22 protein-coding genes and 1 tRNA gene are annotated in these 25,078 nt (G+C 69.6%); 17 read left to right on the top strand and 6 right to left on the bottom strand.

Features of this window, described 5'->3' with window-relative positions; genetic code table 11:
• The first annotated feature begins 222 nt into the window (after window positions 1-222).
• From ACWD68_RS31015 to ACWD68_RS30990, 6 genes are all read left to right on the top strand, one after another.
• On the top strand, window positions 223-1,272 hold the full coding sequence (locus tag ACWD68_RS31015; RefSeq protein WP_451809772.1) for an ABC transporter substrate-binding protein: 1,050 nt from the start codon (window positions 223-225) through the stop codon (window positions 1,270-1,272).
• A gap of 41 nt (window positions 1,273-1,313) precedes the next feature.
• Entirely contained in the window at window positions 1,314-2,171 is an 858-nt protein-coding gene (locus ACWD68_RS31010) for a siderophore-interacting protein (protein ID WP_451809771.1), read from the top strand.
• A 174-nt stretch (window positions 2,172-2,345) separates the two neighbouring features.
• Window positions 2,346-3,788, top strand: a complete 1,443-nt coding sequence (gene desA / locus ACWD68_RS31005) for a lysine decarboxylase DesA (protein ID WP_451809770.1) — start codon at window positions 2,346-2,348, stop codon at window positions 3,786-3,788.
• Complete coding sequence (locus tag ACWD68_RS31000; RefSeq protein ID WP_451809769.1) at window positions 3,772-5,049, top strand: lysine N(6)-hydroxylase/L-ornithine N(5)-oxygenase family protein; 1,278 nt, start codon at window positions 3,772-3,774, stop codon at window positions 5,047-5,049. Before desA ends, ACWD68_RS31000 begins: the two co-directional genes overlap by 17 nt.
• On the top strand, window positions 5,046-5,591 hold the full coding sequence (locus ACWD68_RS30995; protein ID WP_451809768.1) for a GNAT family N-acetyltransferase: 546 nt from the start codon (window positions 5,046-5,048) through the stop codon (window positions 5,589-5,591). The genes ACWD68_RS31000 and ACWD68_RS30995 overlap by 4 nt, the downstream gene beginning before the upstream one ends.
• The gene (locus tag ACWD68_RS30990; RefSeq protein ID WP_451809767.1) at window positions 5,588-7,360 is read left to right on the top strand and encodes an IucA/IucC family protein; all 1,773 of its coding nucleotides are present in this window, start codon (window positions 5,588-5,590) and stop codon (window positions 7,358-7,360) included. The genes ACWD68_RS30995 and ACWD68_RS30990 overlap by 4 nt, the downstream gene beginning before the upstream one ends.
• 86 nt (window positions 7,361-7,446) lie before the next feature.
• Here the strand turns inward: ACWD68_RS30990 and ACWD68_RS30985 are convergent, their stop codons facing one another.
• Window positions 7,447-9,030, bottom strand: a complete 1,584-nt coding sequence (locus tag ACWD68_RS30985; RefSeq protein ID WP_451809766.1) for a beta-N-acetylhexosaminidase — start codon at window positions 9,028-9,030, stop codon at window positions 7,447-7,449.
• A gap of 118 nt (window positions 9,031-9,148) precedes the next feature.
• On the opposite strand from ACWD68_RS30985, the gene ACWD68_RS30980 reads away from it, so the two are divergent.
• Window positions 9,149-10,030, top strand: coding sequence for a DUF4429 domain-containing protein (locus ACWD68_RS30980; RefSeq protein ID WP_451809765.1), 882 nt, complete (start codon window positions 9,149-9,151; stop codon window positions 10,028-10,030).
• Window positions 10,031-10,123: 93 nt separating this feature from the next.
• Here ACWD68_RS30980 and ACWD68_RS30975 read toward each other — a convergent pair whose 3' ends face one another.
• Window positions 10,124-11,692 carry a purple acid phosphatase family protein gene (locus ACWD68_RS30975; RefSeq protein ID WP_451809775.1) on the bottom strand — a complete coding sequence of 523 codons (1,569 nt, stop codon included), beginning with the start codon at window positions 11,690-11,692 and terminating at the stop codon, window positions 10,124-10,126.
• A gap of 164 nt (window positions 11,693-11,856) precedes the next feature.
• Between ACWD68_RS30975 and ACWD68_RS30970 the strand changes: the two genes are divergently transcribed.
• Complete coding sequence (locus ACWD68_RS30970) at window positions 11,857-12,114, top strand: hypothetical protein (protein WP_351542069.1); 258 nt, start codon at window positions 11,857-11,859, stop codon at window positions 12,112-12,114.
• Between the two features lie 14 nt (window positions 12,115-12,128).
• Window positions 12,129-13,946, top strand: a complete 1,818-nt coding sequence (glmS, locus tag ACWD68_RS30965; RefSeq protein ID WP_451809764.1) for a glutamine--fructose-6-phosphate transaminase (isomerizing) — start codon at window positions 12,129-12,131, stop codon at window positions 13,944-13,946.
• Between the two features lie 122 nt (window positions 13,947-14,068).
• On the opposite strand, the gene ACWD68_RS30960 is transcribed toward glmS, so the two are convergent.
• Window positions 14,069-14,632: a GPR1/FUN34/YaaH family transporter gene (locus ACWD68_RS30960; protein WP_451809763.1), complete on the bottom strand. Its 564-nt coding sequence runs from the start codon at window positions 14,630-14,632 to the stop codon at window positions 14,069-14,071.
• 180 nt (window positions 14,633-14,812) lie between these two features.
• Entirely contained in the window at window positions 14,813-15,340 is a 528-nt protein-coding gene (locus ACWD68_RS30955; RefSeq protein ID WP_451809762.1) for a universal stress protein, read from the bottom strand.
• Between the two features lie 502 nt (window positions 15,341-15,842).
• On the opposite strand from ACWD68_RS30955, the gene ACWD68_RS30950 reads away from it, so the two are divergent.
• The 5 genes from ACWD68_RS30950 (at window position 15,843) to ACWD68_RS30930 (ending at window position 19,459) form a co-directional block, all read left to right on the top strand.
• Entirely contained in the window at window positions 15,843-16,217 is a 375-nt protein-coding gene (locus ACWD68_RS30950; RefSeq protein ID WP_451809774.1) for a hypothetical protein, read from the top strand.
• Window positions 16,218-16,591: 374 nt separating this feature from the next.
• Window positions 16,592-17,833, top strand: coding sequence for a helix-turn-helix domain-containing protein (locus ACWD68_RS30945; RefSeq protein ID WP_451809761.1), 1,242 nt, complete (start codon window positions 16,592-16,594; stop codon window positions 17,831-17,833).
• A gap of 142 nt (window positions 17,834-17,975) precedes the next feature.
• A complete protein-coding gene (gene orn, locus ACWD68_RS30940; protein WP_451809760.1) occupies window positions 17,976-18,578 on the top strand; it encodes an oligoribonuclease in 603 nt (200 codons plus the stop codon).
• Between the two features lie 109 nt (window positions 18,579-18,687).
• Window positions 18,688-18,760 (top strand) — tRNA-His (locus tag ACWD68_RS30935).
• Between the two features lie 177 nt (window positions 18,761-18,937).
• The gene (locus tag ACWD68_RS30930) at window positions 18,938-19,459 is read left to right on the top strand and encodes a GNAT family N-acetyltransferase (RefSeq protein ID WP_451809773.1); all 522 of its coding nucleotides are present in this window, start codon (window positions 18,938-18,940) and stop codon (window positions 19,457-19,459) included.
• Window positions 19,460-19,461: 2 nt separating this feature from the next.
• Here the strand turns inward: ACWD68_RS30930 and ACWD68_RS30925 are convergent, their stop codons facing one another.
• Together ACWD68_RS30925 and ACWD68_RS30920 are read right to left on the bottom strand one after the other, a co-directional pair.
• Window positions 19,462-20,289, bottom strand: a complete 828-nt coding sequence (locus tag ACWD68_RS30925) for a serine/threonine protein kinase (RefSeq protein ID WP_451809759.1) — start codon at window positions 20,287-20,289, stop codon at window positions 19,462-19,464.
• A 78-nt stretch (window positions 20,290-20,367) separates the two neighbouring features.
• A complete protein-coding gene (locus ACWD68_RS30920; protein WP_451809758.1) occupies window positions 20,368-21,423 on the bottom strand; it encodes a LacI family DNA-binding transcriptional regulator in 1,056 nt (351 codons plus the stop codon).
• A 388-nt stretch (window positions 21,424-21,811) separates the two neighbouring features.
• Between ACWD68_RS30920 and ACWD68_RS30915 the strand changes: the two genes are divergently transcribed.
• From ACWD68_RS30915 to ACWD68_RS30905, 3 genes are read left to right on the top strand one after another with little or no spacing between them, the layout of a single operon-like run.
• Window positions 21,812-23,137 (top strand): ABC transporter substrate-binding protein, encoded by a 1,326-nt coding sequence (locus ACWD68_RS30915; RefSeq protein WP_451809757.1) that lies wholly within the window; start codon window positions 21,812-21,814, stop codon window positions 23,135-23,137.
• Complete coding sequence (locus tag ACWD68_RS30910) at window positions 23,134-24,162, top strand: carbohydrate ABC transporter permease (RefSeq protein WP_451809756.1); 1,029 nt, start codon at window positions 23,134-23,136, stop codon at window positions 24,160-24,162. The genes ACWD68_RS30915 and ACWD68_RS30910 overlap by 4 nt, the downstream gene beginning before the upstream one ends.
• The gene (locus ACWD68_RS30905) at window positions 24,159-25,070 is read left to right on the top strand and encodes a carbohydrate ABC transporter permease (protein ID WP_451809755.1); all 912 of its coding nucleotides are present in this window, start codon (window positions 24,159-24,161) and stop codon (window positions 25,068-25,070) included. Before ACWD68_RS30910 ends, ACWD68_RS30905 begins: the two co-directional genes overlap by 4 nt.
• Window positions 25,071-25,078 lie beyond the last annotated feature (8 nt).

The following is a 25,078-nucleotide window of genomic DNA, read 5'->3' as shown; positions in this document are numbered from 1 at the left end:
CTCCCGCCCCTCCTGCCCCGGCGGGGTTGTCGTGGGGGGGCGCGGGGCCGCGCCCCCGCCCCCCCCCCCCGCGGCTGTGCCGCATCGCCGCAGACCAGAGGCCGTCCGCGATGCCGATCACGGTGCACCCCCACCCGCTGGACAAGTAATGAGGTTAGGCTAACCTACCTTCGAACTTGTCCGGCGGGCGCTCCCCGCCCCGTGCCGAAAGCAGCCACACTCATGCCCAACGCCCGTGCCACCCACCTCACCCGTCGCGGCATCCTCGCCGCGGGCGGCGCCCTCGGCCTCGGCGCCGTCCTCGCCGCCTGCGGCGACGACGACGCCTCGAAAAACGGTGGCTCGGACTCGACGAAGGCCGCCGAGAAGGCCGGTCCGTGGACGTTCAAGGACGACCGCGGCACGACGGTGAAGCTGGACAAGTCTCCGGCGACCATCGTCGCCTTCACCGGTGTCGCTGCGGCGCTGTTCGACTACGGCATCGAGGTCAAGGGCGTCTTCGGCCCGACCAAGACCAAGGACGGCAAGGCCGATGTCCAGGCCGGCGACATGGACATCAGCAAGCTGACCATCCTCGGCAACGACTGGGGCCAGTTCAACATCGAGAAGTACGCGGGCCTCGCGCCCGACGTCCTGGTCTCGACGATGTTCGACAGCGCGGGCACCCTCTGGTACGTCCCCAAGGAGTCCGAGGACAAGATCCTCAAGCTGGCCCCGAGCGTCGGCGTCTCCGTCTTCGACATCCAGATGCCCAAGCCCCTGCAGCGGATGCTCGACCTGGCCGAGTCCCTCGGCGCCGACGTGAAGTCCGCGAAGATCGTCGAGGCGAAGAAGAAGTTCGAGACGGCCGCCGAGCGGCTGCGCAAGGCCGCCAAGGCCCGCCCGGAGATCAAGGTCCTCGCCGGCAGCGCGAGCCAGGACATCTTCTACGTCTCCGGCTCCAACTTCTCCATCGACCTGGAGTACTTCAAGGCGCTCGGCGTGAACATCGTCGAGCCCTCCGCCCAGGCCCTGAAGGCCAGCGGTGGCTGGTTCGAGAACCTGAGCTGGGAGAACGTCGACAAGTACGCGGCCGACGTCATCATCATGGACGACCGCTCGGCGACCATCCAGCCGGCCGACATCACCAAGGCCACCTGGAAGAAGCTGCCCGCCGTCAAGGCCGGCCAGGTCATCGCCCGGACGCCCGAGCCGATCCTGTCGTACGACAAGTGCACCCCGATCCTCGACAACCTCGCCGAGGCCATCGAGAACGCGAAGAAGGTCGCCTGACACCCCCTCCGTGACCGCCTGACGATGACTCAGGAGCACTTATGACGACGGCCGTGGCCGCCCCGTTCCGTTTCTTCTCCCTCCGGGTCGTACGAACGAGGCGGCTCGGTCCGTCTCTGGTCCGGGTGACCTTCGCGGGGCCCGATCTGCGCGCGTTCCACTCCGACGGGCGCGACCAGTCCCTGTCCCTGTTCCTGCCGCACCCCGGCCAGAGCGAACCCGCCGTGCCCTTCGAGCTGGGCGACAGCTGGTGGCAGGGCTGGCGCGAACTGCCGGACGACGTACGGGCGGTGATGCGCTCGTACACCCTGCGCGCACTGCGCCGCGACCCCGACGAGGTCGACATCGACTTCGCGCTGCACGGCATGGAACCGGGCGCGGCCGCCCCCGCGGGGCCCGCCTCGCGCTGGGCGTCCGGCGCGCGGGCCGGTGACCGTGTCGTGCTGCTCGGCCCGGCCGTCGAGGACAACCGGGCCATCCGCTTCCGGCCGCCCGCGGACACCGACCTCGTCGTCCTGTGGGGCGACGAGACGGCCGTCCCCGCGGTCTCCGCGATCCTCGAATCTCTCCCGGCGGGCCTGCGCGTCCGGGCCTGGCTGGAGGTCCATCACGCCGGCGACATCCAGGATCTGGCGACCTCGGCCGACGCCGAGATCACCTGGCTCGTACGGGACGAACACAGCGCCGGGGGCGCCCCCCTGGCCCTCGACGCCCTGCGGGCCGCTCACCCCCCGGCCGCCGAGGCCCCGTACGCCTGGATCGCGGGCGAGTCCGGCTGCGTGAAGGAACTGCGCCGCCATCTCGTGCGCGAGCGCGGCATCGACCGCAGGCGGGTCACCTTCGTGGGCTACTGGCGGCAGGGGCTGAGCGAAGAGCAACTGCGGGAGCAGGGCGAGTAGTTCGCGGGACCGGCGCACGCCCTCCGGCACATCGGAACGAGGCGTACGTCACGAAAGCCGGGGCCGGGGCGGAGTTAATGATCGACTTAGGTTAGGCTAACCTAAGTCGAACGTCGCGACTCCGCCCCTTTCTTCTGTCCCGCTCGGACTCTCCCCCGCACGGAGGACCCCCACATGCGCTCGCACCTGCTCAACGACACCACCGCGGACCGGTACCGCCGCTCCGTGACCGAAGGCGTCGAGCGGGTGGCTGCCAAACTCGCCACCACCGAACGCCCGTTCACGGGTGTCACGGTCGACGACCTCGCCCCCCGCATCGAAGGCATCGACCTCGACCGGCCCCTCCACGACACCACGGCCGTCCTCGACGAGCTGGAAGAGGTCTACCTCCGGGACGCGATCTACTTCCACCACCCGCGCTACCTCGCCCACCTCAACTGCCCGGTCGTCATCCCGGCCGTGCTCGGCGAGGCCGTCCTCTCCGCCGTCAACTCCTCCCTGGACACCTGGGACCAGTCGGCCGGCGGCACCCTGATCGAGCGCAAGCTCATCGACTGGACGAACGAACGCATCGGCTTCGGCGCCTCCGCCGACGGCGTGTTCACCAGCGGCGGCAGCCAGTCCAACCTCCAGGCGCTGCTGCTGGCACGCGAGGAGGCGAAAACCGACAACCTCGCCGACCTGCGCATCTTCGCCTCCGAGGTCAGCCACTTCAGCGTCAAGAAGTCGGCCAAACTCCTCGGCCTGAGCGCCGACGCCGTCGTCTCGATCCCCGTCGACCACGACAAGCGCCTGCAGACCGTCGCCCTCGCCCGTGAACTGGAGCGCTGCAAGCAGGACGGCCTCGTCCCCATGGCCGTCGTGGCCACCGCGGGCACCACCGACTTCGGCTCCATCGACCCGCTGCCCGAAATAGCGGAACTGTGCTCCCAGTTCGGCACCTGGATGCACGTGGACGCGGCCTACGGCTGCGGACTGCTCACCTCGCTGAAGAACCGGAACCGGATCGACGGCATCGAGCGGGCCGACTCCGTCACGGTCGACTACCACAAGTCCTTCTTCCAGCCCGTGAGTTCCTCGGCCCTGCTGGTCCGGGACTCCTCGACGCTGCGCCACGCCACCTACCACGCGGAGTACCTCAACCCGCGCCGCATGGTCGAGGAGCGCATCCCCAACCAGGTCGACAAGTCCCTGCAGACCACCCGGCGCTTCGACGCGCTGAAGCTGTGGATGACGCTGCGCGTGATGGGCGCCGACGGCATCGGTGAACTCTTCGACGAGGTCTGCGACCTGGCCGCGGAGGGCTGGACTCTGCTCGCCACCGACCCGCGCTTCGACGTCGTCGTGCAGCCCTCGCTCTCCACCCTCGTCTTCCGTCACATCCCGGCCGCCGTCACCGATCCGGCCGAGATCGACCGCGCCAACCTGTACGCCCGCAAGGCCCTGTTCGCCTCCGGTGACGCCGTCGTCGCGGGCACCAAGGTCAACGGACGCCACTACCTGAAGTTCACGTTGCTCAATCCCGAGACCACCACGGACGACATCACCGCCGTCCTCGATCTGATCGCCGGCCACGCCGAGCAGTACCTGGGAGAGTCCCTTGACCGCGCTTGCTGAATCCACGAACAAGACCTACGACTTCGTGGGGATCGGGCTCGGGCCCTTCAATCTCGGCCTCGCCTGCCTGACCGAGCCGATCGCCGAACTGGACGGCGTCTTCCTGGAGACGAAGCCGCACTTCGCGTGGCACTCCGGGATGTTCCTGGAGGGCGCTCACCTCCAGACCCCGTTCATGTCGGACCTGGTCACCCTCGCCGACCCGACGTCCCCGTACTCCTTCCTCAACTACCTGAAGGAATCCGGCCGTCTCTACTCGTTCTACATCCGTGAGAACTTCTACCCGCTGCGGGTCGAGTACGACGACTACTGCCGCTGGGCCGCGTCGAAGCTGAGCAGCGTCCGCTTCGGCACGACGGTCGCGCAGGTGACGTACGAGAACGACGTGTACGTCGTGCGGACGGAGGCCGGCGAGGTGTTCCGCGCCCGGCACCTGGTCCTGGGCACCGGCACCTCGCCCCACATCCCGGACGCCTGCGCGGACCTCGGCGGCGACTTCATCCACAACTCCCGCTACATGCAGCACAAGAAGGAGCTGCAGGCCAAGGAGTCGATCACCCTGGTCGGCAGCGGCCAGTCCGCCGCGGAGATCTTCTACGACCTGCTCAGCGAGATCGACGTCCACGGCTACCGGCTGAACTGGGTGACCCGCTCGCCGCGCTTCTTCCCCCTCGAGTACACCAAGCTGACTCTGGAGATGACCTCCCCGGAGTACATCGACTACTTCCACGCGCTGCCCGAACCGACCCGCTACCGCCTCCAGTCGGAGCAGAAGGGTCTGTTCAAGGGCATCGACGGCGATCTGATCGACGAGATCTTCGACCTGCTCTACCAGAAGAACCTCGGCGGTCCGGTCCCCGCCCGGCTCCTCACCAACTCCTCGCTGGAATCGGTGCGCCACGAGGGGGACACGTACACCCTCGGCCTCCGCCAGCAGGAACAGGGCAAGGACTACGAACTGAGCTCGGCGGGCCTGATCCTGGCCACCGGCTACCGGTACGCCGAGCCCGCGTTCCTCGCGCCGGTCCGCGACCGGCTGTGCTACGACGACCAGGGCAACTTCGACGTGGCCCGCAACTACGCCATCGACACCACCGGGCACGGGATCTTCCTGCAGAACGCGGGCGTCCACACCCACTCGATCACCTCGCCGGACCTCGGCATGGGCCCGTACCGCAACGCGTACATCATCCGCGAGCTGCTCGGCACCGAGTACTACCCGGTCGAGAAGGCCATCGCGTTCCAGGAGTTCTCCGTATGACCACCGCCACCGCCATCGGCACCTTTACCGTCCGCCCCCTCGACCCCGTCGAGGACGCCCCGACGCTGCACGGGTGGGTGACGCACCCCAAGGCCGCCTTCTGGATGATGCAGGAGGCGAAACTGCACGACGTGGAGCGCGAGTACATGGCCATCGCCGCCAGTGACCACCACGACGCGTTCCTCGGACTGCTGGACGGCGAGCCCGTCTTCCTGATGGAGCGCTACGACCCCCGGTACGTCGAACTCGTCGGCCTGTACGAGCCGGAGCCGGGCGACGTCGGCATGCACTTCCTGGTCGCGCCGAGCGACACCCCCGTGCACGGCTTCACCCGGGCCGTGATCACCGCGGTGATGGAGCACCTCTTCGCCGACCCGGCGACCGAGCGGGTCGTCGTCGAGCCCGATGTGGGCAACACGGCCGTGCACGCCCTCAACGAAGCCGTCGGCTTCGTGCCCGAGCGGGAGATCCGGAAGCCTGAGAAGAAGGCGCTGCTGAGCTTCTGCACCCGCGAGCAGTTCACGAAGGCGGTGGCGGCATGACCCTCGCCGACAGCGTCGCCCACCTCTCCCCCGAGCGCTGGGCCCTCGCCAACCGCCTCCTCGTCCGCAAGGCGCTCGCCGAGTTCGCCCACGAGCGGCTCATCACCCCGGAGAGCCTGCCGGACGGCCGCTACGAGGTCCGCGGCGACGACGGGCAGACCCGCTACCGCTACACGGCGGTGCGGCGTTCCCTCGACCACTGGCAGGTGGCCGCCGAGTCGATCACCCGGCACCGTGACGGGAACGAACTCCCGCTGTCCGCACTGGACTTCTTCATCGAGCTGAAGGGTTCGCTCGGTCTGAGCGACGAGGTCCTGCCCGTCTACCTGGAGGAGATCTCCTCCACCCTCTCGGGCACCTGCTTCAAGCTCACCAAGCCGCTGATCCCGGTCCGTGAGCTGGCCGGCTCCGGTTTCCAGGCCATCGAGACCGGCATGACCGAGGGCCACCCCTGCTTCGTCGCCAACAACGGGCGGCTCGGCTTCGGGGTGGACGAGTACCTCGCCTACGCTCCCGAGACCGCGAACCCGATCCGGCTCGTGTGGCTGGCGGCGCACCGCTCGCGGGCCGCCTTCACGGCCGGGGTCGGTATCGAGTACGAGTCCTTCGTGCGCCAGGAGCTGGGCACGGAGACGGTCGAGCGGTTCGCCCGGACGCTGACCGGGCACGGGCTCGACCCCGAGGAGTACCTGCTCATACCCGTCCATCCCTGGCAGTGGTGGAACAAGCTGTCCGTGACCTTCGCCGCGGAGGTGGCCGAGCGTCGTCTGGTCTGTCTCGGCGAGGGCGACGACGAGTACCTGGCCCAGCAGTCCATCCGGACGTTCTTCAACGCCGGCAGCCCCGAGAAGCACTATGTGAAGACGGCGCTGAGCGTCCTCAACATGGGCTTCATGCGTGGTCTTTCCGCCGCGTACATGGAGGCGACCCCGGCCATCAACGACTGGCTGGCCCAGCTCGTCGAGAACGACCCGGTGCTGAAGTCCACCGGTCTGTCGATCATCCGTGAGCGGGCGGCCGTCGGCTACCGGCACCTGGAGTACGAGGCGGCCACCGACCGCTACTCCCCGTACCGCAAGATGCTCGCCGCGCTGTGGCGCGAGAGCCCGGTCCCCTCGCTCCAGGAGGGCGAGACCCTGGCGACGATGGCGTCCCTCGTCCATGTCGACCACGAGGGCGCCTCGTTCGCGGGGGCGCTGATCGAGCGGTCGGGCCAGACGCCGGTGGAGTGGCTGCGCGACTATCTGCGCGCCTACCTCACCCCGCTCCTGCACAGCTTCTACGCGTACGACCTCGTCTACATGCCGCACGGCGAGAACGTCATCCTCGTCCTCAAGGACGGTGCGGTGCAGCGGGCGGTCTACAAGGACATCGCCGAGGAGATCGTGGTCATGGACCCGCAGGCGGTGCTGCCGCCCGCGGTCGAGCGGATCCGGGTCGAGGTCCCCGAGGACACGAAGCTGCTGTCCATCTTCACGGACGTCTTCGACTGCTTCTTCCGCTTCCTGGCGGCCCAGTTGGCGGACGAGGGGATTCTCGGCGAGGAGGACTTCTGGCGGACGGTCGCCGAGGCGGTGCGCGCGTACCAGGAGGCGACTCCCGAACTCGACGACAAGTTCCGCCAGTACGACCTGTTCGCGCCCGAGTTCGCGCTGTCCTGCCTCAACCGGCTCCAGCTGCGCGACAACCGGCAGATGGTGGACCTGGCGGACCCGTCGGGAGCGCTCCAGCTGATCGGCACGCTGAAGAACCCGATCGCCGGGTTCTGAGCACGGGGCTCCGCGAGGAGCCCCGAAGACGGGCGGGCGCCCTGGAGACGGTCCTCCGGGGCGCCCGTCGGCCTTGCCGCTTCCCGCTAGCGGACCGGCCAGGGGACCTGGGGCGAGCGGTGGTAGCCGATGCCCAGCGCGTCCCAGCGCGGGCCCTGGGCGGCGAGCCGCACCTTGTAGGTGTCCCAGTCGTGCGTTGACGCGGGCGACCAGCCGAGTTCGGCGGCCCCGGGCAGCCTCGGGAAGGCCATGACGTCGATGTCGGCGGAGGTCACGATCGTCTCCGTCCACAGCGGCGCCTCGACGCCCTTGACGGCCGAGGCGGGCACTCCGGGAAGGTAGGCGCCCGGATCCCAGTCGTAGGCCCGGCGCACCTCCACGAGTCCGGCCCAGTCCTGGCCGAGCGGGGTGTCGGCGGTGTACTTCATGTCGAGGTAGAGCCGGTCGGCGGGCGACAGCACGAGCCCGGTCCCGTTCTGCGCGGCCCGGGCGACCTGCGCCTTCTCCTCGGCGCCTGTGTCGTCGAGCCCCCAGTACTGCGCGATGGCGCCCTTCGCCGGGGTGGCCCCGGTCAGCTGGTGCCAGCCGATCACCTTCTTGCCGTACTTGGCGGCCTTGGGCTGCACCTTGTCCATGAAGGTCACGTAGTCGGCGTGGCTGGTGGAGTGGGCCTCGTCGCCGCCGATGTGGAGGTACGTGCCCGGGGTGATCGCGGCCAGCTCACGGATCACGTCGTCCACGAAGTCGTACGTCAGCGGCTTGTTCACGCACAGCGAGGAGAAGCCGACGTCGGTGCCGGTGTAGAGCGGCGGCGCGACTCCGTCGCAGTTCAGCCCGGCGTACGAGGCGAGCGCGGCGTTGGTGTGTCCCGGCATGTCGATCTCCGGGACGACCTCCAGGTAGCGCGAGGCGGCGTACCGGACGATCTCGCGGTAGTCGGCCTTGGTGTAGAAGCCGCCCTGTCCGCCGCCGACCTGGGTGGAGCCGCCGTGGGCCGTCAGCCGCGGCCAGGAGTCGACGGCGATGCGCCAGCCCTGGTCGTCGCTCAGGTGCAGATGCAGCTTGTTGACCTTGTAGAGCGCCAGTTCGTCGATGTAGTGCTTGACCTGGGGGACGGTGAAGAAGTGCCGGGAGACGTCGAGCATGGCGCCTCGGTAGCCGTAGCGCGGGGTGTCCTTGATGGTGCCGCCGGCGATCAGCCAGGGCCCCGGCTGCACGGACTTCCTCTCCACGGCGGCGGGCAGCAGCTGACGCAGGGTCTGGACGCCGTGGAAGAGGCCCGCGGGCCGTCCGGCCGTGATGGTGACGCCCGACCGGCCGCTGTCGAGGCGGTAGCCCTCGACGCCCAGCCCCTTGCCGCCGAGCCGGAGCCGGATCGCTCCCCCGCCCTGCGAGGTGACCGGCAGCCGGTAGCCGGTGGAGGGCCGCAGGATGCCCGCGAGGTAGGCGCCGACCGTGCGGGCCTCGCGCGAGCCGTCGACGCGGATGCGCGTGTCAGCGGTGATGCGGTACGGGGATCCGCCCGGGTCGACCGAGGCGGGGGCCGGTACGACGCGGCCCAGCGGTGCGACGGTCGCGGCGGGCGGTGCCGCGCCGACGAGGGAGATACCGGCTGCCGCCACGAGCAGCAGCGTTCCGAGAAGGCGGGGCGTTCTGTGGTGCTGTCTCACATGCGCTCCCTTCGGTGCCCGGTGAAGGCCCGCGGCCTGCCCTTGGCCGCACCCTTCGCCGCGCCCTTCGAATTGGTCGAGACCACTCTCCCGCAGACGCGGTGAAACAATCCCCCTCATGGCGGAAATCATCCAGCGGGACGGCACGTGGATCTTCGACGGCGACGCTCTGCGACTGACCCCCGGGCGGGACAAGAACGTCGGCCTGCTGCGCAAGGCACTGGGTGAACTGACCGTGCCGCTCGACGCGTTGGCGAGTGTCTCGCTGGAGCAGGGCAGGAAGGCCGGGCGGCTCAGGCTCCGGCTGCGCGACGGAGCCGACCCGCTGCTCCAGGCGACGGGCGGCAAGCTCACGGAGCCGAACGACCCGTACCAGCTCACGGTGGAGGCCGACCGCTTCGGCGTCGCCGAGTACTTCGTGGACGAGGTCCGGAGCGCGCTGCTTCTCGATCAGGTTCCGTCCGACCCGGTCGACGGCTATCTGCTCCCCGGTCCGGCGGTGCCGCTGTCCGCCTCCGCCGGTGACGGCACGGCGAGCTTCGACGGCGAGCGCGTCCGCCTGGAGTGGAACTGGAAGACGGAGGACGCGAAGTCCGCGGCGGGCGCCCGCACGCTCGCGCTGAGCGACATCACGGCCGTCGAGTGGCACCCGGCGGCCGGCCTGGAGAACGGCTGCCTGCGCTTCACCGTGCGGGGCGCCGGGACCAAGGCGCCGCCGAAGTACGACCCCAACTCCGTGGAGCTGTGGGGCTTCAAGAAGGACCCGCTGATGGCGCTGGTCGCCGCGGCCGTACAGGCGCGGCTGCCGCATCCGGCGGCGGTGGAGGACCGGCCGCCGGCCGAGGAGCCGGCCCTGGCGGTCGTCCCGGGGCCCGCGTCCGAGGCCGACCACGACGCTCTGCTGCGCAGGCTGCGCGAACTCGGCGAGCTGCACAGGGAGGGCGTCCTGACGGACGAGGAGTTCACCCTGGCCAAGCAGGCGGTCCTCAAGCGCCTGTAGGAACGGGCGCGGACGAGAACCGCCGCTCGGGGGAGCCGACCGCCGGCCAGGGAGGCGGTACGCCCCGCCTTCCGGGCGTACCGGGATCCGGGACTACTTGGCCCGGCGCGCGACCGTGAAGTGGTCGACCTCTTCACCGGTCTCGGCGATGCCGCGCACCTTCAGCGTGGCCAGGCGGCCCTTCGGGGCCGGTGTGACGTCGACGCGCAGGAACGAGTAGTCGAGGTAGCGCACGCGCGACCAGGTGACCGTCTCGTTCTGCCTGCCGTCCTTGAGGTTGATGAAGGAGGCGACAGATTCGACCTCGTTCTCGTGCCCCTCGTACGACTGCGGGGCGCTGAACGCGTACAGGCTGCGGCCGGCCGCGCCCGCCGTCACGTACACGACACCGTCGGTCTCCGGGTACGCCGTGCCGCCGATCGGCAGCTTCTTGGTGACCGTGTTCGCCTTGATGACGTCGGTGCGCTCGTACTGGTGGTTGTGGCCGTTGATCACCAGGTCGACGGTGTACTTCTCGAACAGCGGCACCCACTCCTGTCGCACGCCCCCCTCCGAGGCGTGCGCCGTGGAGGTGCAGTACGCGCAGTGGTGGAAGAAGACGACGATGAAGTCGACGTCCTTCGAGGCGCGGTACTTCTTGAGCCGCCCCTCCAGCCATGTCGTCTGGGTTCCGCCGGAGATGCCGAGGTTGGCCGGAATCTCGAAGGAGATGTCGTTGGCGTCCAGCGAGATGATCGCCGTGTTGCCGTGGACGAAGGAGTAGACGCCGGGCAGGTTGGCCTTGTCGGGGCCGTTGTCCGGCAGCGTCCAGCGGGCTTCCTCGCCGCCGTAGCCGTTGGGCGAGTACCAGGCCTCCATGTCGTGGTTGCCGTACGCCGGCATCCACGGGACCTGCTTGGCGACCGTCTCGGTCTGGGCGAGGAACTGGTCCCAGATACGCGAGTCGAAGCCGGTGTCGGTGGCCTTGCCCTGGCCCGCCGGGTCCGCGTACGCGATGTCGCCGGCGTGCAGGTGGAAGGCGGGGTTCTGGGCGAGCAGCAGGGCGTCGTTGGCGAGGCCGTGGTAGCCGACGCCCTCGTCGCCGAAGGCGGTGAAGGTGAACGGCTCGGCGTGCGAGGGGGCGGTGGTGAAGGTGCCGAGCGTGCCCAGGAGGTGGGGTGCGGCCGGGTCGAAGCCCGCGTGGCCCACTCCGTAGTAGTAGGTCCTGCCGGGGCGCAGGTGGGTGAGCTTGGCGTGCAGGTAGTACTGGGTGTGGTCGCCGCTCGCGCCGACACCGGCCGGGGTGTGGAGGCTGCGGACCTCGGCGTCGATCTTGCGGGAGAGGTCCCAGGGGTGGGCGCCGATACGGATGTAGGGCTTGCTGACGGCGGTCGGCACCTGCCAGGAGACGGTCATCTCGGTGCGCGGGTCGTTGCCAAAGGCGAGGTGGCGGCCGAAGGGGGCGACGAGGGCGCCGTCCACCTTCTCCGCCGAGGCCGGGGCGGCCGTCCGCCGCGCCGGGGCCGCGGCCTGTGCGACGCCGGGCACGAAGGCGCCGCCGGCGACGGCACCGATGGTCACGGCGCCGCCTCTGATCATGTTGCGCCGCGAGAACTTGGCGCGAAGGTACTCGTGCTGCTCGGCCATGCTCATGTTCTCGGCGAGCCGCTCGGGTACGCCCATGCGTGGTGTGTCCATGGCTCCAGAAGTTGCTCCGGGCAATCGACGCGCCGCAGGACACAGGGTGGACAGCTCGCAAACAGCGGCCCATAAGAGATTCAACATGCACGTGCCCGATATCGGGCAGGATTCTTGCGAATCACCTTCCGGTACCCCAGGATCAACGGGTGCACGACGAACTTGTTGATCATTTGATGCGGTCTACACCCCTGAACCGGGGCGAGGCGCTGCGAGTGGTCCAGGACGTGCTCGCCTACTTCGACGAGACGACCGAGGAGTACGTCCGTCGCCGCCACCGCGAGCTCCAGGCCCAGGGCCTGGTGAACGCGTCGATCTTCGAACGGATCGAGGCGGACCTGAAATATCGCGCGGTCGCACCGCCGGAGCTCTCGCTCAGGCAGCTGCGCCGCATCGTCTACGGCTGAGGAACTTTACGTATATGTGCGGAATCGTCGGATACATCGGCAGGCGTGATGTGACGCCGCTGCTGCTCGAGGGCCTTCAGCGCCTGGAGTACCGCGGCTACGACTCGGCGGGCATCGTGGTGACGTCCCCGAAGTCGGCCGGCCTGAAGATGGTCAAGGCCAAGGGCCGGGTCAGGGACCTGGAGGCCAAGGTCCCCAAGCGCTTCGCCGGCACCACCGGCATCGCGCACACCCGCTGGGCCACGCACGGCGCCCCCTCCGACGTGAACGCGCACCCCCACATGTCCGGCGACAACAAGGTCGCGGTCGTCCACAACGGCATCATCGACAACGCCTCCGACCTGCGCAAGAAGCTCGAGGCCGACGGCGTCGAGTTCCTCTCCGAGACCGACACCGAGGTCCTCACCCACCTCGTCGCCCGCTCCCAGCAGGTGAAGCTGGAGGACAAGGTCCGCGAGGCGCTGCGCGTCATAGAGGGCACCTACGGCATCGCGGTCATGCACGCCGACTTCCCCGACCGCATCGTGGTGGCGCGAAACGGCTCCCCCGTCGTGCTCGGCATCGGCGAGAAGGAGATGTTCGTCGCCTCGGACATCGCCGCGCTGGTCACCCACACCCGCCAGATAGTCACGCTGGACGACGGCGAGATGGCCACGCTCAAGGCCGACGACTTCCGGACGTACACCACCGAGGGCACCCGTACGACGTCCGAGCCGACCACCGTGGAGTGGGAGGCGGCGTCGTACGACATGGGCGGCCACGACACGTACATGCACAAGGAGATCCACGAGCAGGTCGAGGCCGTGGACCGCGTGCTGCGCGGCCGCATCGACGACCGGTTCTCGACGGTCCACCTCGGTGGCCTGAACCTGGACGCCCGCGAGGCGCGCGCCGTGCGCCGCGTCAAGATCCTCGGCTGCGGCACCTCGTACCACGCGGGCATGATCGGCGCCCAGATGATCGAGGAGCTGGCCCGTATCCCCGCGGACGCCGAGCCGGCCTCCGAGTTCCGCTACCGCAACGCGGTCGTCGACCCCGACACCCTGTACATCGCCGTCTCCCAGTCCGGTGAGACCTACGACGTGCTGGCCGCCGTCCAGGAGCTGAAGCGCAAGGGCGCCCGGGTGCTCGGCGTGGTCAACGTCGTCGGCTCGGCGATCGCCCGCGAGGCGGACGGCGGCATGTACGTCCACGCGGGCCCCGAGGTCTGCGTCGTCTCGACGAAGTGCTTCACCAACACCACCGTCGCCTTCGCGCTGCTCGCCCTGCACCTGGGCCGCACCCGCGACCTCTCGGTCCGCGACGGCAAGCGGATCATCGAGGGCCTGCGCAAGCTCCCCGCCCAGATCGCCGAGATCCTGGAGCAGGAGGACGAGATCAAGAAGCTGGCCGCGCAGTACGCCGAGGCCCGCTCGATGCTCTTCATCGGCCGCGTCCGGGGCTACCCGGTGGCCCGTGAGGCCTCCCTGAAGCTGAAGGAGGTCTCGTACATCCACGCCGAGGCCTACCCGGCCTCCGAGCTCAAGCACGGCCCGCTGGCGCTCATCGAGCCCGCGCTGCCCACCGTCGCGATCGTCCCCGACGACGACCTGCTGGAGAAGAACCGCGCCGCCCTGGAGGAGATCAAGGCCCGCAGCGGCCAGATCCTCGCGGTCGCGCACCAGCACCAGGAGAAGGCCGACCAGACGATCGTCGTCCCGAAGAACGAGGACGAGCTGGACCCGATCCTGATGGGCATCCCGCTCCAGCTCCTCGCCTACCACACGGCGCTGGCGCTCGGCCGGGACATCGACAAGCCGCGCAACCTGGCCAAGTCGGTCACCGTCGAGTAGCACCCCGTCCGGCAAGTCCCTTGCCGTGGAACGGACATGAACGATCCCCGTGCGCGCCACCCGCTCACGGGGATCGTTCTTGAAGGGCCGGAGCCGCCCAATACTCCGGCCCGCGCCGGATGTCAGCCGGTGGCCGTCACTCCCCGGCCGGCGGCGCGTCGTGGAAGTGCCGTGGGCCAGTGGGCGAGAGCCGCTGTCGCCGCGTACCAGGCGACCGCGCCCGCCGCGACGGCGAACCAGCCGCCCGCCTTGGCGAGGTCGGCGCTGTCCGCGAACCGGCCGATGGCGAGAAGCAGCAGAGAGATGAAGAACAGCCCGTAGGTGCCCTGGCCGAGCACGTCGCCACCCGCGAGGGTGAGCGACAGGACGACGAGCGCGAAGAGCAGCAGGAAGAGTCCCGCCGCGTTGTCGGAGACCTGACCACCGGCCGAGACGGCCCAGGTGAACCAGAGGGCGCCGAGACCCGTGAAGGCCGTACCGGTGGCCGTGTCACGGTCGCGGAACGCGAGCAGTCCGGCGACGAACAGCGCAACGCCGCCTACGTAGTGGGCCAGTGATACGGCGTCAGCCGCCGTCACGCCGTCGATCAGGTCGGTGTACCCGAGGCCGAAGGCCAGCAGGGTGACGCCGAGCGCGAGTCGGCCGACCATCGTGGTGGTGCTTCCCGCAGAGACGTCATTGTCCACGGCGGGCTCCCTTCATGCCTGTGCAGTTGTGCTGCGTCGTACCGGTCGCCGCTGAAGGACCGGCGTCCGGTATATGCCCTTCACAAAGGCACAAACACCTCTACGCGCGGGTAGGTTCACTCAGCGCACACAGAAGGCCGTCCGGCCCCGGGGGCTCGTCCCACCGGGGACGACGACGCGCTACGGGATGACGACGACAGGGCGCTTGGCGCGCTTGGCCAGCCGGCCCGCGACCGAGCCGAAGATGCGCCCGACGATGCCGTGCGTGGAACCGACGACGATCGCGTCCGCCTCGTACTCCTGGCCCACCTCTTCGAGTTCGTGGCAGATGTCACCGCCGCGCTCGACCAGGATCCAGGGCACCTCGGAGAGGTATTCGGCGCAGGCCAGCTCCAGCCCCAGCACTTCGGTGCGGTGGTCGGGAACGTCGACGAAGACCGGTGGCTCACAGCCCGCCCACACCGTGGTGGGCAGCCGGTTGGCCACATGGACGATGATCAGGCCCGAGCCGGAGCGGTGGGCCATCCCGATCGCATAGGCGAGGGCACGCTCGCTGGACGTCGAACCGTCGAAACCGACGACGACGCCGTGCTTGAAGGCGGGATCGCAGGGCTGACGGGGTTCTTCCGCCGCCAGGGGCTCGGCCGCCGTGGGATCGGCGAGCGGGCGCTTGCGGTCCGCGGGATCGAAGAATTCGTGACCGGCCATGGATGTCTCGGCGTTTGGATCCTCGTGGTGGGGACGACAACGATCGGCAGAGCTGTGTCTGGGAAACATCTTCCCAACCCCATACCCCCAAGGGTACGGCGGCACTCCTCCTCTGCCCAGATCCTGCGCGCCTTGTGCGGCGTTCCAGGGAGCATGCACGAGAGGGCGCCCGTAACGCAATGGTTGCTGCCCCGTACAGGCGGTTTGCGCGGGGTTCACCCGGCGGCCGGACTTCCATCGCCGTACGGGGCCGCGCGCGCCTCTTCCGGACAGACCCACCACCGGCCGGGCAGTGACCGGCCGGTCGAACACGCGTTGAACCGGTCGCGGCCACCGCCATGGAGAACATGGAGAACACCGGAACACCAGGGAGCAGCGCGTGAGCACCAGAGAGCAGCACGTGCCCGGACCCGACACCACCCACCGTTCCACCGCCCCCGCGACACCCCCGGCCGGATCGCGCCCCGGATCGCACCCCCCGGCGCCGCCGGCGACGGACACGGTGAGCGATGTGGTCCGCTGGGCGGCCTTCAGCTGCGTCCTGGTCCCGGTGGTTCTCCTCTGGTACGGCACCTCGCTCGCCGGCGCGGCCGGCACGGCCCTCGGTCTCGCGGCCGTGACCGGGGCCTGCCTGGTCCTGCTGCGCCGGTCCGAGCGGGGCGCGGCACTGCTGGCCGAGGAGCAGCGGGACGTGTCCCGTTCGCGCGCGCGGCAGCGGGCACCGCAGCAGCGCGGACGGCACGGGAGGACCGGCCCGGGGGACGCGGGGCGCGGAAGTGGTGCGGGAGCGGGGGCGGGGGCCGATCCACGCGGCGCAAGCGGCACGGGAGTTCGCCGGGGCGGCCGGCACAGTACGGGGAACAAGCCGGTCGACTGACCGGTTTGCGTGCACGCTTGCGCTTCTTTTCAGCCAACTTCTGGTTGTGGCGCATCCCTTGCTCGAACGACCCCCCAACCCCCGTTCCACCTGCACCGAAAGGGGTACGGAGGGCGCGCACACCCTACGCGGATTGGCCACTGCCACGAGGCGCACTTCCCTGCACGGCCCACGAGTGCAACGCTTCGTGATCGAATGCTTCACGCCAAGTTGCCATGTCGACATTCTGCGGAGTACCGAACTGGTCACCTTGGCGCCACGGGACACAGTAGATTCGATCTTGTCTTACGGCGGGGGACTCGTGCAGGACCGAGGGGAAACGTGCAGGAGCGACACAACCTAGGAGCCGCGACCACCGAGGGGGGCTTAGCAGGATGAGCCACGACTCCACTGCCGCGCCGGAAGCCGCGGCCCGGAAGCTGTCCGGGCGACGCCGCAAGGAGATCGTCGCGGTGCTGCTGTTCAGCGGCGGCCCCATTTTCGAGAGTTCCATACCGTTGTCGGTGTTCGGGATTGACCGCCAGGACGCCGGCGTGCCGCGCTACCGCCTCTTGGTGTGTGCCGGCGAGGAAGGCCCTCTGCGGACCACAGGGGGCCTGGAACTCACCGCACCACATGGCCTGGAAGCGATCTCCAGGGCAGGCACGGTGGTCGTGCCCGCCTGGCGGTCGATCACCTCGCCACCACCTGAGGAGGCGCTCGACGCACTGCGCCGCGCCCACGAGGAGGGCGCCCGGATAGTCGGACTGTGCACCGGCGCCTTCGTGCTCGCGGCGGCCGGTTTACTGGACGGCCGTCCGGCGACCACCCACTGGATGTACGCACCGACCCTGGCCAAGCGCTATCCGTCGGTGCACGTCGACCCCCGCGAGCTCTTCGTGGACGACGGCGACGTGCTGACATCGGCGGGCACGGCGGCCGGAATCGACCTCTGCCTGCACATCGTGCGGACGGACCACGGCAACGAAGCGGCCGGTGCGCTCGCCCGGCGGCTGGTGGTCCCACCGCGGCGCAGCGGCGGACAGGAGCGCTATCTCGACCGGTCACTGCCGGAGGAGATCGGCGCCGACCCCCTCGCGGAGGTCGTCGCCTGGGCGCTGGAGCATCTCCACGAGCAGTTCGACGTCGAAACGCTGGCGGCTCGCGCGTACATGAGCCGCCGCACCTTCGACCGCCGGTTCCGCTCGCTCACCGGAAGTGCTCCCCTGCAGTGGCTGATCACTCAGCGCGTCCTGCAGGCGCAGCGCCTCCTGGAGACTTCCGACTACTCGGTCGACGAGGTCGCGGGCCGCTGCGGCTTCCGCTCGCCGGTCGCGCTGCGGGGTCACTTCCGGCGCCAGCTGGGTTCGTCCCCGGCCGCGTACCGGGCGGCGTACCGCGCTCGCAGGCCACAGGCCGACCGCTCGTCGGATCCGGACGGACCGACGGGTCACGTCGGACCACCACCGTCGGTGCACCACGAGCACCCGGGCCCGGTCCCGATGCAGACCCGCCGCACCGCGGCGGCCGGCGCCCTGGGCGCGGCCGCGTCGCTCTCCGCGGAGGCGATGCGGGAGCGCCCGGAGCTGTATGCCGCGGGCAGGCCGAGCCTGCCCGGGCAGCGCAGCGCGCCGTAGCCGGGCGGCAGGAAGACGCGCGGGGCCCGCACCTTCGGGTGCGGGCCTCTTCGCACGTGGGCCCGGCCCCGGCGCGATCCGCCGACCCGGCGGGGCGCACGGGCGGGTCCACCCGACCGGGGCGGGCCGTAGGGTGAGACACATGAACGATCGCATGGTGTGGATCGACTGCGAGATGACCGGACTCTCGCTGTCGGATGACGCGCTCATCGAAGTGGCCGCACTGGTCACCGACTCTGAGCTGAACGTGCTCGGCGAAGGTGTGGACATCGTGATCCGCCCGCCGGACGCGGCCCTGGAGACGATGCCGGACGTGGTGCGCCAGATGCACACGGCCTCCGGTCTGCTGGAGGAGCTCGCCGGGGGTACGACCCTGGCGGACGCCGAGGAGCAGGTGCTCTCCTACGTACGTGAGCACGTCAAGGAGCCGGGCAAGGCCCCGCTGTGCGGGAACTCCGTCGGCACGGACCGCGGCTTCCTGCTGCGCGACATGGCGACGCTGGAGAGCTACCTCCACTACCGGATCGTGGACGTCTCCTCCGTCAAGGAGCTGGCCCGCCGCTGGTACCCCCGGGCGTACTTCAACAGCCCGGAGAAGAACGGCAACCACCGCGCGCTGGCCGACATCCGCGAGTCCATCGCCGAACTGCGCTACTACCGCGAGGCGATCTTCGTCCCGCAGCCCGGCCCCGACTCGGACACCGCCCGCACCATCGCGGCGAAGCACGTCCTGCCCGCCGAATAGGCCTTTGACGGGGCCCTGATGGGCCCCGGGAAAAGGCGTGCGCGAGCACCCCTTCAGACCCTGTACACTTTTTCTCGGCCGGTCAGGGAAATCCCGAAGACCGGACGCGGTGGGTGTAGCTCAGTTGGTAGAGCACCTGGTTGTGGTCCAGGTGGCCGCGGGTTCAAGTCCCGTCACTCACCCTGAGCAATCAGCCGGTGACCTGTTGAACAGGTCACCGGCTGATTGCGTTCCAGGCGTCATCGGTCCGCGATCGGCGGACGAACGGAGGTGTGGTGGAGGCCGAGAACCGCGACTCCCCCGAAACAGGCCGCCCGCCGGAGACACCGGCACCGGCACCGGCCGACACTCCCCACCCCGTGCCGCCGACGCCCTCCCGCGTCGCGCCGCTCCAGGCCGGCACCTCTCGGCTCGATCTCGTGCCGCTGCGGGTCGGGCACGCCGAGGAGATGGCCGAGGTTCTGTCCGATCCGGCGCTGCACACCTACATCGGCGGGGCGCCGGCCTCTCCCGAGGCGCTGCGGTCACGGTACGAACGGCTCGTCGCCGGCTCTCCCGACCCCGCCGTCGCCTGGTGCAACTGGGTGCTCAGGGAGCGTACGGAGGGGTGCCTGGTGGGAACCGTCCAGGCGACCGTCTCCGGAGAGGTCGCGGAGATCGCCTGGGTGGTGGGCACGCCCTGGCAGGGCCGGGGGTACGCGACGGAGGCCGCGCGGTCACTGGTCCCGCTGGTGACCGGCGCGTTCGGCGTCCGCACGGTCGTCGCCCATGTCCACCCCGCCCACCACGCGTCCGCCGCCGTCGCCGCCGCGGCCGGGCTCTCCCCGACCGGCACCCTCCAGGACGGCGAGGTCCGCTGGGAGCTGACGGTACGACGGTGACGTCACCGCTCCCCGGCCCCGCCGGCCGCGCGCCAGGCGGCCGCGAAGCGGTGCACATCGGCGAAGCGGTCGTCCGGGGCGGGGAAGGTGGCGCGTTCGACCACCGACAGTTGCCGCGCCGTGCCGCGCCAGGCACGCTCCTCGTCCCCCGCGTCGAGCAGGATCCGCGCGGCGCGGCCGAGGGTGAACACGGTCGTACGGGTGTCGATGACGGCGCCGCGGACGAACTCCTCGGGGGCCATGAACCGTCGTGAGCCCGGCAGACGTTCGTCGTCCAGGACAAAAGGGCCGGGCCGGTACTCGTCAAGGTCGATAAGATGGACCGCGCCGGCGGTGAAGTCGTAGAGCAGCGCGCCGTCGTAGAAGTCGACGGCGACATGGCCGGCGGCCTCCACCGTGAGGTGCGCGTCCAGGGCCCGGTCGAAGGCGCGCAGGACGGCGGCGGTGGGCAGGGACCGGAAGCGGGACATCGGGCTGCCCGGGCTCGTACGGTCCCGGGGTCCGCCCACGGTGGCGTGGTACAGCACCTCGCCCGAGCGCCAGGGCATGACAACCGCCCAGCCGCCGCGCACGGCGATCCGGTGGACCTGCGGGACGATCGCCGCGTGCCGTACGGCCCGGTGAAATGCCCATCCTCGGTCGAGTGAACGGCGGCCGCGTTCGTTGACCGCCTCCTTGACGAACCACCGGGCGCCGTCGAGCAGCCGCACTCCGTACGACATACACCCCGAGTCCTGCTCCCCGAACACCTTGAACACCTCGCCCACCCGGCCCAAGTACGGCTCCACGGCGGACACTTCATCGACTCCGAGCAAGGGGTGGAGGACCATGGACGCCAGCCTGCCCTACCCGGCCGCCCCCGGAGGACAGAAGCCGCAGGCCACACGTTCCAGGCGAAGCCGGGCGCCCTACGACGACGCCCGTACCACCAGTTCCGCCGGAAGCACCAGCTGTCGCTTCTCCAGGCCCCGGGAGATCGCGGGACGGCGGTCCGCTATCTCGCCGAGAAGGAGGTCGATCATCGCGCGGCCCATCTCCTCGATGGGCTGGCGGACACTGGTGAGGGGCGGATCCATGTGGCGGGCTATGGCCGAGTCGTCGTAGCCGATGAGCGCCACGTCGTCGGGGATGCGGCGGCCCCTCTCCCGCAGGACCTGGCGGGCGCCCGCCGCCATCACGTCGGAGCCGGCGAAGACGGCGTCGAGGTCGGGGCAGCGCTCCAGCAGCAGGGACATGGCGCGCCGGCCTCCTTCCTCGGTGAAGTCGCCGGGGACGATCAGCCGGTCGTCCACCGCGCGGCCCGCGTCGAGCAGGCCCCGCCGGTAGCCGTCGACGCGGCGCTGGGCACCGTAGACGTCCATGCGGCCGGCCAAGTGGACGATTCTGCGACGGCCCCGGGCGATCAGGTGCTCCACGGCCGCGCGCCCGCCGCCGTAGTTGTCGGAGTCCACCGACGGAAGGGTCTCCTCGGCCGAGCGCCGGCCGCTGATCACCGCCGGGATCTCCAACTGGGAGAGCAGGTCGGGGAGCGGGTCGTCGGCGTGCACCGAGACCAGCAGGACGCCGTCCACACGGTGTGCCGCCAGGTACTGGGCGAGGCGTTGGCGCTCCCGGTCGCTGCCCGCGAAGATCAGCAGCAACTGCATCTCGGTCTCGGAGAGTTCCGCACCGACACCGCGCAGCATGTCCGAGAAGTACGGTTCCGCGAAGAAGCGGGTCTCCGGTTCGGGCACGACGAGGGCGATTGCGTCCGTGCGGTTGGCGGCGAGCGCGCGGGCCGCCGTGTTGGGGACGTATCCGAGCTCCGCGACAGCGGCCTCGACCGCGGCGCGCGTCGCGTCACTGACCCGCGGGGAGCCGTTGATCACCCGCGAGACCGTGCCACGGCCCACTCCCGCGCGCGCGGCCACCTCTTCAAGGGTCGGCCGCCCGCCGCTGCGGCCCCGCGCTCCGTGGACTGCCATGGGCTCCGCCTCCCGTCGACACCAAGTGGCCTGGAATGTAACAGCCTCGCCCGAGGAGACGAGCGCCACCGGGCGGCCACTCCAGGAGCCCCTGTCGCACCGGCCGCTCGTCCTCGGACACCGAACGAGCCATGAGACTCTTCCGGCCATGTGGCGGAATGACATCTTCAGCTAACAGGCCGATAACTGAACGCATCTCTCCGCTCCCCCACCCTTGACACCCCCGCTCGAACCGACGACTCTTCAACACATCACCTGTGGGAGCGCTCCCACAGTACCTGACACATACACATCCCGCACGTTCCCCGCCCGAGCCGCAGCGAGAAACAACGGGCGCCACCAATGCAGTTGGCCGGGGGGTCGGCACGTCAGGCAACAGGAGGACGCAATGCGCACGAGTACCCGCCGGTCCCGCAGGCTGGGGGCCATCGCGGTCGTCGCCGCGCTGGCTACGGGACTGCTGGCCGGCTGTTCCAGCGACCCGGACAACGGCTCGTCGGACGCGGACAACGGTGGAAGTGGCAAGGGCAAGACGACCCTGACCATAGGCACCTTCGGCGTCTTCGGCTACAAGCAGGCCGGCCTCTACGAGGAGTACACGAAGCTGCACCCGAACATCTCCATCAAGGAGAACGTCACCACCCGTACCGACGTCTACTGGCCCAAGACCCTCACGCGCCTCCAGGCCGGTGCCGGCACCGACGACATCCAGGCGATCGAGGTCGGCAACATCACCGAGGCCGTCCAGACCCAGGCCGACAAGTTCGTCGACCTCGGCAAGGAGGTCGACAAGTCGCAGTTCCTGGACTGGAAGGTGGCCCAGGCCACCACCAAGGACGGCAAGACGATCGGACTCGGCACCGACATCGGTCCGATGGCGATCTGCTACCGCAAGGACCTGTTCGAGAAGGCCGGTCTGGAGACGGACCGCGTCAAGCTCGCCGAGCAGTGGAAGGGCGACTGGTCCAAGTACGTCGCCGTCGGCAAGGACTACATGAAGAAGGCGCCCAGCGGCACCAAGTTCGTGGACTCCGCCTCCTCGGTCTACAACGCGGCCCTCGGTGGCGAGAGCGAGCGGTACTACGACAAGGACGGCAACGTCATCTGGGACAAGTCCTCCGGGGTGAAGAAGTCCTGGAACGCCGCGATGACCGTGGCCACCAGCAACATGTCGGCGAAGCTGAAGCAGTTCGACCCGACGTGGGACCAGGGCTTCGCCAAGGGCTCGTTCGCGACCGTGGCCTGCCCCGCCTGGATGATGGGCTACATCCAGGAGAAGTCCGGCGACTCGGGCAAGGGCAAGTGGGACGTGGCGGCGGCGCCGACCGCGGCCAACTGGGGCGGCTCGTTCATCGGTGTCCCGACGGCGGGCAAGCACCAGAAGGAGGCCATCGCGCTGGCCAAGTGGCTGACCGCTCCGGAGCAGCAGGCGAAGGTCTTCGCCAAGCAGGCGAGCTTCCCGTCGACCCCGTCGGCGTACGCGACCCTGAAGCCGGCCGCCGCCACCACGGAGTACTTCTCCAACGCGCCGATCACGCAGATCTTCGGCGACTCGGCGAAGACCATCCCGGTCCAGTACTTCGGCACCAAGGACCAGCCGATCAACACCGCGATCTCCGACGTGGGCATCCTCCAGGTCGAGCAGAAGGGCAAGTCCCCCGACCAGGGCTGGAACGCGGCAAAGGCTGAGGTCAAGGACGTGCTCGGCCAGTGACCAGCTCCAAGCAGGCTCTCGCGCACCCCGCGACGAGCGCCGACGCCGCGCCCGGCTCCCAGCCGGGCGCGGCCCGGGGCGCTCAGGGTCGCGGTACACCGCCGCCGGGCCCGGGTTCCTGGCGCAGCCGGCTGTACCGCTGGGACATGAAGGCGTCGCCGTACGCGTTCATCTCCCCCTTCTTCATCGTCTTCGGAGCCTTCGGGCTCGTGCCGCTGCTCTACACCGCCTGGTACTCGCTGCACAACGTGCAGCTGTCCGGCCTGGACCACCAGACATGGGCCGGCCTGGACAACTACAAGAACCTGCTGTCCTCGGAGTTCTTCTGGAACGCCCTGGGGAACACCTTCACCATCGGCGTGATCTCCACGGTGCCGCAGTTGATCATGGCGCTCGGGATCGCCCACCTGCTCAACTACCGGCTGCGCGGCTCGACCGTGTGGCGGGTCGTGATGCTCACTCCGTACGCCACCTCGGTGGCGGCGGCGACGCTGGTCTTCACGCTGCTGTACTCGTGGGACGGCGGCATGATCAACTGGCTGCTGCACTTCGTTGGGGTCGACCCGATCAACTGGCGCGAGTCCGACTGGGGCGGCCAGTTCGCCGTCTCCTCGATCGTGATCTGGCGATGGACCGGCTACAACGCACTGATCTACCTCGCGGCGATGCAGGCGATCCCCGCCGATCTGTACGAATCGGCGGCTCTCGACGGTGCGGGCCGCTGGCAGCAGTTCCGCCACGTGACGGTCCCGATGCTCCGGCCGACCATCCTGTTCACGGTGGTGGTCTCCACCATCGGCGCGACCCAACTCTTCGGTGAGCCGCTCCTGTTCGGCGGGGTCAGCGGCTCGAAGGGCGGCTCCGCGCACCAGTACCAGACGCTCGGCCTCTACATGTACGACCAGGGCTGGGGCATCGGCAACCTCGGCAAGGCGTCAGCGATCGCGTGGACGATGTTCCTGATCCTGCTGATCATCGCCGCGATCAACCTGCTGGTCACCCGACGGCTGAGGAAATCCCAATGACCACCACTGAACTGACTGTCCCTCAGACAGAGGCGAAGGGAACCCCGGCCGGCCGGGCCCCCGGACGCCGCCGGGTGCTCGGCGCGGGCAAGCAGCTGCACGCGGGTCCGGTCACCTACGTCGTCCTGACCGTCTTCGCGCTGGTCTCGCTCGCTCCGCTGGTCTGGACGGCCGTCGCGGCCTCACGCAACAACGAGCGGCTGGCGCAGTCACCGCCGCCGCTGTGGTTCGGCGGGAACCTGTTCAAGAACCTCCAGGCCGCGTGGGAGCAGGCCGGGCTCGGCACCGCGATGATCAACTCCACGATCGTCGCCGGGACCATCACCGTCGGTACGGTCGTGTTCTCCACGCTCGCCGGGTTCGCCTTCGCCAAGCTCCGGTTCAAGTTCTCCGGTCTGCTGCTGCTGCTGACCATCGGCACGATGATGATCCCGCCGCAGCTGGCCGTCGTACCGCTGTATCTGTGGATGAGCGACCTGGGCTGGTCCAATCAGCTGCAGACGGTCATCCTGCCCACCCTGGTGAGTGCCTTCGGTACGTTCTTCATGCGGCAGTACCTCTTGCAGGCCCTGCCCTCCGAGCTGATCGAGGCGGCGCGGGTGGACGGCGCCAACAGTCTGCGCGTGGTGTGGCACGTCGTCTTCCCGGCGGCGCGCCCGGCGATGGCGGTGCTCGGCCTGCTGACGTTCGTGATGGCCTGGAACGACTTCCTGTGGCCGATCATCGCCCTGAACCAGCAGAACCCGACGGTGCAGGTCGCCCTCAACTCGCTGGGTACCGGCTACATCCCCGACCAGGCCGTGATCATGGCGGGCGCGCTGCTCGGCACGCTGCCGCTGCTCATCGCCTTCCTTCTCTTCGGCAAGCAGATCGTGGGCGGGATCATGCAGGGCGCGATCAAGGGCTGACCGTCCTT

It is taken from the genome of Streptomyces sp. NPDC005141 (assembly GCF_053599975.1).
Note: the sequence above shows the minus strand (reverse complement) of the source record. Positions and strands in the feature narration are given on the sequence as shown.